The organism is Elusimicrobiota bacterium (assembly GCA_040757695.1).
Classification (GTDB): Bacteria; Elusimicrobiota; UBA8919; order UBA8919; family UBA8919; genus JBFLWK01.
Genome location: JBFLWK010000072.1, coordinates 1 through 11,233 on the forward strand (window position 1 = coordinate 1; position 11,233 = coordinate 11,233).

Here is an 11,233-nt window from a genome sequence, read left to right on the forward strand (position 1 = left end):
TTATGAGGAAGTGTTATTGAAGAGCCGTGTGTGGGCAATCTGCAAGCACGGTTCTGCGAGGGGCACGACAGCCCGATAGGGCTGTCACCACAAGGAGGTTATAAAGATGTCTACTCAACAAAATTATGAAAGATTAGAAAGATTAAGAAAGATTTTCCCTGTTTTACTATTCGCTATTTGCTATTTACTATTTGCTACCTCTCTTATTGCTAAACCGAAAACCGCACACCGTAAACCAATAACCGACAAAACAGGCGAGGCGATGAAAATACATTATGACCAGTATATTCAGCAACTTGTGGCTATTAGTTCAGTAAATTATACTCACAGCCAAGTTAAAGCAATAGACAGGGCATTAGAGAAAATAGTAAATCTACAAAATGAAACCTATATCTCTATGAAGACGCTGGATGTTCGGCGAACCTATTACACCACTTTAACAATAGAGCGGGCGTTTGATGCGGTGAATGAGGTCGGTATTCAGACAATCAATTTGGAATTAGATAGATTACATCGCCTGACAGACGAGTGGAAAGAGTTACCCGACGATGATTATCACAAATGGGGGCAGGGACAGTCTCTTATAAAAGGCAGAATTTACAGCCAGATACGGAGTTGTCTTAACAATTTATGGCAAATATATTATGCGTGGGACAACTGGACTGCAGAACTGACACGGGATAATTATCTATACACTGAATATGCTGTGCTTTCTAAAAGAATGGAAGAGATACTCGCTACACATAAACTTTTCTTACGGATTTTGTATCAAAAAGGGCTGACTGATGAAAGTATTTTTTGTCAGGAGTATGAACCACTGGAATGGAAAACGACAGCGGAACGACATAAGCCTAAACCCAAGCCCAAAAAGGTTTTGCCTAAAAAGAAATAATGAAGTTTTTTAACTTCTTTTATGTATTGTTTCTACAGATACGATACCAATGGAAACATTCTAAAATTATTGCATTCCTGTTTTACTATGACTTGAAAAGATTGTTTAAGAAAGCTGTTTGGTAATGTCATCCCCGAAAGTCTCTGTCGGGAAGATGTCGCAATTTAATACATGACATCCTTGTATGATTGTAGATGGTCTTTCAATAAAAGTTAAATTCTGCCGTCGGTGGCGTTCTGGCGAAAACGCTGGAGTAATAGCAAGAATAACAATTCGTGAATTACAAAAAGTCTGGAACTTTGGATGATTATTCAAAAGCAGGTTCAAATCCTGCCCGACGGCAAAAAAGTAAGGAGGAAAAATGACCGAAAAAGATAATGAATTGGATGAGATAAAAAATATAGTATGTGTTCATCTACCAAAGCATTGTGATTATTGTAATGTAATTAAAGATTGTGATAAAAAAATAGATAAATTCCTCTCTTGGCACAAGCGAGAGAGTATAAAGGAGTGTGAGAGGTTTATTGAAGAAGAAGTAAAAGAAAAATTATGGGATTGCTATAATCATACTTATTATGATAAGAATGGTGGAACAACTGGTGAAATAGATATAATCATAAAAAAGTTAACAAAACAATTAAAGCAAAAACTTAAAAGAGACAGTCAGGTTACGATGAAAATCAGGAACATAGACGGTATTTGATATTTCAGAGAGATTTTATACTTATAGAATATACAGGAAAAAAAGATAAAAATGGAAAAGAGATTTATGCAGGTGATATCGCGAAGTTTATTATGAACAGCAAAGAACATATTGACTTCATAGAATTTAACTCAAAATTTGGTGGGTTTATGTTTTCAAAAGCACAATTTCTTATAGGTTGTGTTGTTGATTGTGAAATTATTGGTAACATTTTGAAAACCCAGAATTGTTAGGAAGGAGATAAAGATGTTGATTGGTCGCAATTTTAACTCTGATTTCTTTGTATAGTTGTAGAGGTTCTTTTAATTGGCACTGTGGCGGTCTGACGCCAGGTAAGGTTGGGTGATAGGTTCTGAACTCGTTTGTAGACCTGCAGGCTAATCAGAAAATGCAAAAAGATAAGAATCAGGTAGTTGCCTGACAGGGCAACGATAAAAACTTCGGGTAGCAGAATAAGGTGCAGAGTGGGGAATCCTGCCGGTGTCATAGCAAAACAAAAAGTCCCAGAAAGCGAGGTGAAGGACACGATGAAATGGATAAAGTTGTATAACACAGAAACAGATGGGTATAGCTGGCTTAATTTGGATATGTGCAGAACGATTGATTTTGGAACGCCCGATTGTGATGGCATATACGAAATGTGGGTGAATTACAACGACGAGAGCAAAAAAGTTGAAAATACCTTTGAGATTACTCGCAAAGAGAAAGAGCGTATTGAAGAAATTTTGGTGGAGCAGGCGAAGGTGTTTTTATGACAAATGCGAATAATTCCTAATGATTTACATTTGCCAATGGACGAGCTTAACCACTTGTTTTATCTCGCAGAAACAAAAAAAGATTTCAGTTCAGAAGTCTTTGAAGTCAGGGGCAAAAAATATCTTATCATAAAAATTGGCGATGACTATAAAATGAAAAAAGCAACTCCATTACCAGAGGAGAAATTATGAAATCAGTATCTATTGATTTTGTTGTCGGTTGTCTTAACCTGTTGAAAGAAAAGTATAACATAAAAGACAATGATATTCAAGCACTCGTGGATGTTCTCTCAAAAATAGGTGAGATAGAGGATGTTCTTAAAAAGAGTAGACCATCAAAAACTTTAAGTTTATCAGCGAGATTGCAAGAATTATATTTGTCTATAAGAGTCCATATTGCACTGAACGGTGCCGGGATAAAAACCGTCGGGCAACTTATTAAAAAAGACCCGGGAGAACTACTTGCTTACAAAAACTTTGGGAAAAAGAGTTTGGATGAAGTAAAATTAAAACTGGGTCAATTTGGATTAAAACTTAAAGACGACGATGAACCAATTACCACCAGTTAAAAAACTGCGAATGATGTTGTTAAAACATTATATGTCATCCGAAAGTATAACCTTGTTCGGTAAGTCGGATGAAGAAATTAAAAAAAGTAGGCGCTACTTAAATCTCATATACGAGCATTGGACTGAGGCTGGAATCTATGATGTTAAAGGCAGTGTTGCTCTGCTGAATACTCTAAATGATTAGCCGAGAACGAAAAAGCCCATTTGTAAAATTGTTTAACAAAACACCTGCCGGAGTTGTATGCCCGCATTTTTACGAATTGGTTTTATTAACGGGCTGTCCGTTTTCGTGCTCTTACTGTTATCTCTCTGGAGCCTTTCACAGGCAGACCGAACCGACACTTTATACTAACCACTGGTCGCAGATTGTGGTGGAGTTAGAAAAATCTCCGCCGAGTGTGTATAACACAGGCGAACTTGCTGATTCACTGGCAATAATCCCGCCGTTGCTTGAACCAGCAATTGATTGGTTCTCACAGCAAAGAGATAAATTTCTCTTGTTAGTTACCAAATCAACGAACACACAAATACTGAAAGACAGGCATCCGAGCCCACAAATAATTGTGAGTTTTTCTGTCAACTCTGTTGCTTCTGCTGATGTTTTTGAGAGCGATGCACCGCTTCCAACAGAGCGACTGGAAACCGCCCGTGAATTAAAATCACTCGGATGGCGTATCCGTATTCGGCTTGACCCAATCATTTTGCCATTCTTTGACGCCAATAAATCCTACGCCGATTATTATTATATCTGCCACGAAATCGCCGTCTTGAAACCTGAACGAATTACCATCGGTTCGCTCCGTCCTTACAGCAACACCTATCGTAGAATGCCTGATAGATTGAAAAAAGGACTTGTTTTTTCAGACGACCACAGATGGCGGTATCCACTGAAAGACAGAGTCTCTGTTTATCAACAAGTTGCTGACTGGCTCGGCGAAGTTCCCGCTCTCTGTAAAGAAACCCAAGAGTGTTATACCCAACTCGGCTGGATTCACAACGGATGTAACTGCACGATATAAATTAAGAATGCTGTGTCTATTGCTCGGCAATGGTATAAAACCCTGCCTCGCTATGCGGTTTTGCGAATATCAAGGTTCGCAAAACCGCTACGGTATCTGAAAGATGAACATTCTATCGCTTATAAATAGCACCGCTAAATCTGTAGAGAAAACACTTAAAAAATTCAGCAAACCCGCTGTCGCCTGTTCATTCGGGCTTGACAGTATGTTCGCCTTATATTTTTGCCGTAAAGTTATACCTAATATCCCCGTCATCTTCGTTGATAGCCGTTGTGAATATCCTGATACTTACAGGTTTCTAAAAAAAATCGTTCCGCTTTGGAATCTAAACTTAATAAAAATACCGGGAAAGCATACTTTTCAATGGATAGTTAAAAGGCACGGATTCCCGATTTATTCGCGGGGTAATCCGTATAAGTATAGCCGCAAGTATTTACCAGCCCACTACTGCTGTCTCTATCTTAAAAAGAGACCGCTACAACAATTTATTCGCAGAGAGAAATACGATGTTATAGTAGATGGAATGAGGGCTGATGAAAGTTTATTGAGACGATGGACAATAAAAAAATACGGGTTGCTTCATTTTCATAAAGGCAATAATTCTTACAGATTTCACCCGATTGCATTCTGGACAAGAGAGCAAGAGGAACGTGCTTCGCACATTCTAAAAATTCCGGTAAATCCACTTTACGAAAAGAAAATCAACGGGGCAGTTACTCGGTCAGGATGTTGGTGTTGCACAATGAACTGGGAAAGGGGCAAAAGAAATCAATTTTTGTTAAAGTATTATCCTAAACTGTGGCGAATTTTAATGGTCAACTATGGCTTCGCCAGGTTTTTGCTTACGCAAAAACTAAAGGTAATTCCTTCCGATGAAAATATAAAAAACTATCTTGATACCCGTCCCTGCGGTTTTGATAAACTATAATCTAAGAATCTTGGTGCCTCGCACTAACTACATAAATACTGCAGGTGTGTCTATATTGTCGCCGTCCCGTGCGGAACGATGAGGCTGTTCCGACGGCCTTCCTTCGGAAGCCCTACGGGACTCGTCTGTTCGCTACGCTCACGACGAGGGGGCGTTTCGCCTTCGTTGTTCCCCCGACGCATTACTCTGAACTTAAAGGTGAACGGTCAACGGCATTTATATGTACAGGCGAGGTTGCTCTGTTCGCTTTTGCGGTTTTTTACAGACGACGCTTTACGACTTCCAGGACGAGGTCTCTCGGACATTGTATAGATTACGATGTTTTTTGTTTTTATGCGATGCCTCTTATTGCCGACGGGGTATAAGGGGGCTAAGCGCCCCCTACACGAACCCCCTAACACGACATCATAATTCCGGAGTTTTCTACACAAGTTAGAAGTTCCCTTACCGACGGAAGTAAGCCCTGCGCCGTTCAGCGAACCCGTCAGCACGACAAGAAAGCAATAAGCAAGAAGCAAGTGCCGACGGGTTCACTTCATTCCTCTCTTGTTTATATTCGGTGTTTTTTATAGACGATGTCTTACACCACCCTTCCGTCCCGTGAGGGAAACCCGCAAAAATGGCCGGCTATAAATGGTGAACTCGTTAGTGAATGTATCTGCAGGTCTTGGTTCAACACTCGCCCTTCGGGTAAAATTGTTCCAATTTTATTCACCATTTGACGCATAAGCGTCGTTTCCGTCTTAAAGGCATAGCCGACCATTTTTGCGGAAAGTCAACGGCAAGTCAACGAATAGTAAGATAATGACAAAACTAAAAATAATTCACCGAAGCACCTGCGGTCTTGGAAGAACCATTTTAAGCCCGATGGTGTTACGGTGAATTCTTTTTAGTTTTTTATTTATTAACACCCACAGCCAAAAAGGGCACACCTACGGCAATTGGTGAACTATTGATGTCTCATTCCTCTGTCAAAATCTGCGTCCTGTTCGTTTTGTCATTTTTTTGCTCCTTCCCCTGACCTGCCAATTGAAAATGAAAAAATAAGGATTAACTATTTATTGCCGAGCGGACTGAAATTGGGTCTTTTGCCTACAAATTTCTGCCAAAATTGTTTTTCGTTTTTTTCAAGAGTTCCTATCTGGTGCCCTTCGGGTTTTTCCTTCACTTCGTGATGGAAAAATTTTTTATTTTTGTTCCAAAAATAAAAAACACAGCAGGTAGGTGCTTGAAAAAAGCCGAAAAAAATTTTGCCGTTAATTTGTATGGTATTGACCCAATTTCAAGGCGCGTCCGCAAGTTTCGGCACACCTTTCATTTTCAACTGTCAGGTCTGCCCTTCGGGCACCATGAAAGGAGCAAAAAAATGAAAAACGATACAGGACTTGAATTTGACAGAGGGATGAGACAGAGACAAGACAACAGCGTGTTTAATAAAGGCAAAAGAGAGGGGGTGATTGAAATGTTATGGAACGCAAAAGGGTATTGGGTAGTTTCTACAGTGGAGTGTGACGGAGTATACGAAACGGCGGTATTTGGCGGCGATAGTGTGGTTGAACAGTATCGCACAAGCAGTTTAGAGAGGGCGGTAAGGACACACGAAAGATTGGCAAATATCTATTGTGGGGATTGGGACAAAATGACGGACGGGTTGACGGGTTCGCAGATAGCGAAAGCGATAATGGGGGCGATATGATTTGGGGCGGATTGTTTTTGCTGGTTTTGGTGTTGTGTGCGATTTTTTTACACGCATACGACAATGGATTGGTAGACGCAAGAGTGAAAAGGGGCGGAGTGAGACCAACTCCGTTTAACATTGACGAATACTTGGAACAGGACAGGGCGAGCCGTCATCGGTATTTTGCCAAGAGAAAAAAAGCGATAGTGGTATCAAAAAACAAAGCATTAGCAAAGGCGAAGTTGCAGGATTGCCGAAATGCCTTACACAAGATATTTGTTGCCGAGCCCAAAGCACCGAGACGGAAAGCGGACAGACGGAAAGCAGACAGGCGAGGCACAGCGTTAGCGTGGGCGTATGTTATCCCGACGGTGCTAGTGGTGTTAGGGTTGATAAACGATTTTGTAAAATAAGGGGGCGACGATGGACTTGTTTAATTCTTATAGTTTCAAATCAGTAGTTAGAAGTTTAGGAGTAGGGGGAATGTTAGATGCTGACGATGTAGAACAACTCGTCAGGCTCGGAGTAATGAAGGCAATTGAAAAGCAACCGACCGCAACGGAAAGTTATCTTTTACAAGCAGGGCGGGACTACGCAAGAGACCGCCTGAAAGCAGAACGGGGACGGGAAACGCTCCGCAACGACCACATCACGAACGACGATGAGGGCAAAGAAGTCAACGCACTTGATGAAGTCGTTGCCCACCCGAACAATCCCGAAAGGGCAGACCAAAAAAACTTTTTTAGCCGACTGAAAAAGCGATTATCTGCGGAACAACTCAAGGTTTTAGAGATGTTAGCGGACGGATTTACCGCCCCTGAAATTGCCGACGAACTCGGCACGACAGGTAGCAGGACAATTGAGCGGGAAATTGAAGGGATACGCAAGAGAGCGAAGGGACTTGACCCCGAAATTGACATCTTAATTGAAAACTACATCCCCGAACCCGAACAGACGAACCAGCCCGAACTTTTCTAAAACCGACGGCGGGGGCTGAAACGGTCGCCCCCGCCGAACCCCCGATGGTGCGGGTAAGTTATCCACAAAAAAAGTGGCGACGGCAAGCGGAAGAAACCTGAAAAAGTTATTGGCAAAGCACCTACGCCCCGTTTTTGAAACGGGGCTATGGTGTTACCTAAATTATTTTTTGGAACATTTTATGTGAGCCCCATTTTCAGGGAAAATGGGGAAAAGTTCTGAACGAACTTTTTGGCTGACTGATTTTTCGCACCGCAAGGTATTGCTAATTTTCAGGAAAATTTGCGAAAAAGCAAGTCGTGTCAGCCACTCACACGCCTCAACCGTAGGCGGTTGAGGTTAGCAAGGGCGCCTGCCCTTGCTAATCGCCGTCGGGCAATTTTGTAGACATAAAATCGGCAACACCAAAAATCGTGATAAGACAACTGCCACGCTTTTTGTCTTATGCCGATTTTATACAAAATTGCTCCAGGACGGCGACGAAAGTCAAAGGCAAGTCAACACCACCCCCCGCCCGTGAGGGAGCGTGGCGACACCGACGATAAACCTGTCCGTGTCGCCACTTGCGGATTTCACAAGACCTTTAGTTTGGCATTTATTTCCTTTTTCTCAAGGACTATTTATTTTCGGCTCGGTCATAAATTCGGTCAAAACGATGATACCGTTTTGTCCCATTTATGTCCCGCCGATGATAAATAGACCTTGTGAATATCCCATAAATTGCCAATATCCGTAAGGACTTGTGAAATCCGCTAATGGCAAGCGGTGAAAAGACAACAGCATTCATTTAACAGCAAAATCAACAGCCTGTGTTTAATGGAACAATACGAAGTTTTTCATCGGACGAGATTTTTTCTGCTCAGTCAGTTTTTTATAGACGAGATTTTACACAAGGTGTTTATCACTCAAACGCCGTGATTGGCTGAATGCGAAGTCAACAACACGGTTTCTATAATGCGATGTCGCTGGTTCGCTTGGGGCTCAAAAACGCTTTTTTTAATGTCGCAATTTCAGACGAGCAATCCTTGTATATGTGCGGGCGGTAATATCGGGGATGCGAGAGCGTCCCTACGCAATGCACAAAACGAAACTTTTGTGTGGTAGTTGCGTGGTCAAACTTCCGCCCGTAAAATAAAAGCATAAAGAGGAACTGTGAACGAAAGAAAATTTGAGAGTGGACGATTATTTTTTACACGAGGTGTTAACGATTTAATCGCAGAGAGTATTGATTTTTCAGCACAGGTTTGTAAATCACTCCGCAGACATTTCAGCGGGGACTGGGGCGAACTTGACCCGCAGGACAAAAAGGCGAATGATGACGCCTTAATATCAGGAGAAAGAGTTTTGTCAGCGTATAACGGAATAAAAAAAATCTGGATTATCACGGAAGCGGACAGGAGCAATACAACGATTTTATTCCCACACGAGTATTAGTCGCAATCTACTATCTAAAATCCTTGCACTATCAGGAGGGAAGGGCGATGGAAAAATCAAAGTGGGGCGGTGATAAAAACGGAATCGGACTTTACGAAATAATGACAGCACCGCAGGAAATTGTAAGCCAAGTCATTGACGCAATAAAAAATAACGAACCCAAACTTGCTTACGAATTGCTTGACTTAAACCCCGGAGGAATAAAAAATGATTTACACGATTAAAAGGTTAGGAAACGGCTGGTATGATTTTACAAAATTACCGCAAGAGAAATCATACATCAAAGTTCACGCTTTAAGGTGCAGTAGTGATAATAAAGCAATGAAGCAGGGCGGAGAAATCTTATTGAGGAATTTGAATAGCAACGAATTGAAAGGGGCAAGAGTTAAAATAAAGTGAGGAGCGAAAAATGAAATGTAAATGCTGTTTCGCAATAGCACAAAAAGATGGGTATTGTGAAGAATGCTATTCCATAGTAAAAGGTGAAAAAATAGACAGACAAGAAGATGTGTCGCAAAAAGCACCCGGGAAACCTTGTATTGACGGGAGGCAAAAATGTTAGAATGTAAAAGTTGTGGAAATGAAGTAAGTTTAACTGGTGTAGGAACATTAAGTCAGCAACTTGGAATATGCCCCGTCTGTGGCTACGAGCAACCAGACACTGATATAGACGATAGTTTATTTTTTTGATTTAGTAAAATTAGATTCACCAGTAGACGAACTTGACAGGATAAGAAAAAGTCCAGTTAGAACCGAGCGGGACTTAAAATTGAAAATAGAGGAAGTTGTTATCAGGGTTGCCTTTTGTGTGTATAAATCCGCACTGGAAAAATACTCTGCGGAATTAAGGCGGAACAATGAACAGTCCTTGTAATATCTGCGAAAAAGTTTCAGGCGATATTTGTAATTGTAGGCAATGTGATATTTTTATCAACGCATACAACTCATATCACAAACTGAAAGGCAAAGACAAAATGAAAAATACTGAATTGTCGCAAAATCAAAAGAAAAATCTTTGTATAGGTGAGGGGGCAAAATGATAAGCAGATTTTTTGAGTGCGTAGAGCCATCGGAAAACAAAAATAAGTTTTACAATGTCCATCTGAAAAGAACTGATACAGGAATTTTTTATGTGTTTTGTGGGTATGGTAGAAAGGATAAAACCTTTATCACGCAGGATAAGTTTTTTGGCACGGATTTAAATTCGGCATTGACTTATTTTAATAAAATCGCAAAAACCCGACTGGCTCACGGATATAAAGAAATCCATTTTATACCTGTTGCCGACATACCATATAATCAGGAAACCGACGAACACTATAAAGAACGGTGCCGAGAGATAGAGGCGGGACTTAATAACCCGCTTTTAACAGGCGGGCTGAAATTAACTCAAAACGATGTTGACGCTATTCGGAGGGCGGGACTATGACGGAAGCACTCAAACCTCTTTACAAAAGGCGGTTTTTTAAGCCTCACGGCACAATACCTTCCGCAACGGAAAGGCAGATGAACTACATAAAATATCTTGCACAGAAAAAAGAGCAAGATGTAAGCGATTTAATACAGCAGAGTTTGAACATCAAAGAAGCAAGTGCGGTGATTAATGTAAATGGTAAAATAAAGTATCCATTTATGGTAAAGAAAAGGTTCCACTTCCGTAAGGAAGTGGAAGATAAAGAAGTTATTAACAGTACAAGGTCAAATTTTTTGAAAAATTTTCAAGAACTTGAAAAACAACAATAAATAATGTAATTTAGTTCCCTCTGGCACAATTAAGATGTAGCCCCCGAATGTCTCTATCGGGGGTCGTAATTTCGGGTGATATGTCCTTGTATCAATATGAGAACACTTATTAAAAAATACGCTATATGGAAACATAACAAAATAATCAAGATGTCCAACGATAAGCAGGAACTTATTGATTTCATAAATTCGCTTCAGGTGATTGACAAAAATAAGGTATGGTTAGCGAGGAATGAGTTCTGGGGCTGGGTAGGTGAGCCGATGGGAGTGAGGCACGATGAAAAAGCTGTATAACTTTTTTTATATGTTAGTCGCAGAAGCAAAATACAAAGCCAAGCATTCGCAGATTTTCAATTTGCTTTTTGCTTTTGACTTGAAGTATCTGTTAATAACGGAAGTGAGGCAAAAATTTGTATTCGGTTTGAGACGATATATTTCAGAGGATTTGTGGAGGTAGTTTTTTGTTTGACTTTTTGCTGTAAAAATGTAAAATAATATTTAAGGAAACAACGGATATGGGAAAGAAAAATATCG

General features: G+C 40.6%; 21 protein-coding genes and 1 tRNA gene. 21 read left to right on the forward strand and 1 reads right to left on the reverse strand.

The window, feature by feature from the left end; translation table 11 throughout:
• The first annotated feature begins 106 nt into the window (after positions 1-106).
• The 21 genes from AB1349_10615 (at position 107) to AB1349_10715 (ending at position 10,993) form a co-directional block, all read left to right on the forward strand.
• Entirely contained in the window at positions 107-892 is a 786-nt protein-coding gene (locus tag AB1349_10615) for a hypothetical protein (GenBank protein ID MEW6557792.1), read from the forward strand.
• A 221-nt stretch (positions 893-1,113) separates the two neighbouring features.
• Positions 1,114-1,235 (forward strand) — tRNA-OTHER (locus AB1349_10620).
• Positions 1,236-1,253: 18 nt separating this feature from the next.
• The gene (locus AB1349_10625) at positions 1,254-1,595 is read left to right on the forward strand and encodes a hypothetical protein (GenBank protein MEW6557793.1); all 342 of its coding nucleotides are present in this window, start codon (positions 1,254-1,256) and stop codon (positions 1,593-1,595) included.
• Positions 1,592-1,828 (forward strand): YopX family protein, encoded by a 237-nt coding sequence (locus AB1349_10630; GenBank protein ID MEW6557794.1) that lies wholly within the window; start codon positions 1,592-1,594, stop codon positions 1,826-1,828. Before AB1349_10625 ends, AB1349_10630 begins: the two co-directional genes overlap by 4 nt.
• A gap of 294 nt (positions 1,829-2,122) precedes the next feature.
• The gene (locus AB1349_10635; GenBank protein MEW6557795.1) at positions 2,123-2,350 is read left to right on the forward strand and encodes a hypothetical protein; all 228 of its coding nucleotides are present in this window, start codon (positions 2,123-2,125) and stop codon (positions 2,348-2,350) included.
• Between the two features lie 3 nt (positions 2,351-2,353).
• Positions 2,354-2,542, forward strand: a complete 189-nt coding sequence (locus tag AB1349_10640; GenBank protein ID MEW6557796.1) for a hypothetical protein — start codon at positions 2,354-2,356, stop codon at positions 2,540-2,542.
• Positions 2,539-2,919 carry a DNA-directed RNA polymerase subunit alpha C-terminal domain-containing protein gene (locus AB1349_10645; GenBank protein MEW6557797.1) on the forward strand — a complete coding sequence of 127 codons (381 nt, stop codon included), beginning with the start codon at positions 2,539-2,541 and terminating at the stop codon, positions 2,917-2,919. The genes AB1349_10640 and AB1349_10645 overlap by 4 nt, the downstream gene beginning before the upstream one ends.
• Positions 2,920-3,095: 176 nt before the next feature.
• Positions 3,096-3,938 carry a radical SAM protein gene (locus AB1349_10650; protein ID MEW6557798.1) on the forward strand — a complete coding sequence of 281 codons (843 nt, stop codon included), beginning with the start codon at positions 3,096-3,098 and terminating at the stop codon, positions 3,936-3,938.
• A 103-nt stretch (positions 3,939-4,041) separates the two neighbouring features.
• Positions 4,042-4,866: a phosphoadenosine phosphosulfate reductase family protein gene (locus AB1349_10655; protein MEW6557799.1), complete on the forward strand. Its 825-nt coding sequence runs from the start codon at positions 4,042-4,044 to the stop codon at positions 4,864-4,866.
• A gap of 1,366 nt (positions 4,867-6,232) precedes the next feature.
• Positions 6,233-6,562, forward strand: coding sequence for a hypothetical protein (locus AB1349_10660; GenBank protein ID MEW6557800.1), 330 nt, complete (start codon positions 6,233-6,235; stop codon positions 6,560-6,562).
• Positions 6,559-6,957 (forward strand): hypothetical protein, encoded by a 399-nt coding sequence (locus AB1349_10665; protein MEW6557801.1) that lies wholly within the window; start codon positions 6,559-6,561, stop codon positions 6,955-6,957. The genes AB1349_10660 and AB1349_10665 overlap by 4 nt, the downstream gene beginning before the upstream one ends.
• A 70-nt stretch (positions 6,958-7,027) precedes the next feature.
• Positions 7,028-7,522: a hypothetical protein gene (locus tag AB1349_10670; protein ID MEW6557802.1), complete on the forward strand. Its 495-nt coding sequence runs from the start codon at positions 7,028-7,030 to the stop codon at positions 7,520-7,522.
• Positions 7,523-8,674: 1,152 nt separating this feature from the next.
• Positions 8,675-8,956, forward strand: a complete 282-nt coding sequence (locus AB1349_10675) for a hypothetical protein (GenBank protein MEW6557803.1) — start codon at positions 8,675-8,677, stop codon at positions 8,954-8,956.
• Positions 8,957-9,003: 47 nt separating this feature from the next.
• Positions 9,004-9,180, forward strand: coding sequence for a hypothetical protein (locus AB1349_10680; protein ID MEW6557804.1), 177 nt, complete (start codon positions 9,004-9,006; stop codon positions 9,178-9,180).
• On the forward strand, positions 9,164-9,355 hold the full coding sequence (locus AB1349_10685; protein MEW6557805.1) for a hypothetical protein: 192 nt from the start codon (positions 9,164-9,166) through the stop codon (positions 9,353-9,355). The genes AB1349_10680 and AB1349_10685 overlap by 17 nt, the downstream gene beginning before the upstream one ends.
• A gap of 10 nt (positions 9,356-9,365) precedes the next feature.
• The gene (locus AB1349_10690) at positions 9,366-9,518 is read left to right on the forward strand and encodes a hypothetical protein (GenBank protein MEW6557806.1); all 153 of its coding nucleotides are present in this window, start codon (positions 9,366-9,368) and stop codon (positions 9,516-9,518) included.
• The gene (locus AB1349_10695; GenBank protein ID MEW6557807.1) at positions 9,512-9,646 is read left to right on the forward strand and encodes a hypothetical protein; all 135 of its coding nucleotides are present in this window, start codon (positions 9,512-9,514) and stop codon (positions 9,644-9,646) included. Before AB1349_10690 ends, AB1349_10695 begins: the two co-directional genes overlap by 7 nt.
• Before the next feature lie 167 nt (positions 9,647-9,813).
• Complete coding sequence (locus AB1349_10700; protein ID MEW6557808.1) at positions 9,814-9,996, forward strand: hypothetical protein; 183 nt, start codon at positions 9,814-9,816, stop codon at positions 9,994-9,996.
• The gene (locus tag AB1349_10705; GenBank protein ID MEW6557809.1) at positions 9,993-10,385 is read left to right on the forward strand and encodes a WGR domain-containing protein; all 393 of its coding nucleotides are present in this window, start codon (positions 9,993-9,995) and stop codon (positions 10,383-10,385) included. The genes AB1349_10700 and AB1349_10705 overlap by 4 nt, the downstream gene beginning before the upstream one ends.
• Positions 10,382-10,699, forward strand: coding sequence for a hypothetical protein (locus tag AB1349_10710; protein MEW6557810.1), 318 nt, complete (start codon positions 10,382-10,384; stop codon positions 10,697-10,699). The genes AB1349_10705 and AB1349_10710 overlap by 4 nt, the downstream gene beginning before the upstream one ends.
• A 96-nt stretch (positions 10,700-10,795) precedes the next feature.
• Complete coding sequence (locus AB1349_10715) at positions 10,796-10,993, forward strand: hypothetical protein (GenBank protein ID MEW6557811.1); 198 nt, start codon at positions 10,796-10,798, stop codon at positions 10,991-10,993.
• A gap of 56 nt (positions 10,994-11,049) precedes the next feature.
• Here the strand turns inward: AB1349_10715 and AB1349_10720 are convergent.
• Positions 11,050-11,233, reverse strand: a 184-nt coding sequence (locus AB1349_10720; GenBank protein ID MEW6557812.1) for a hypothetical protein, incomplete at its 5' end; no start/stop codon positions are given.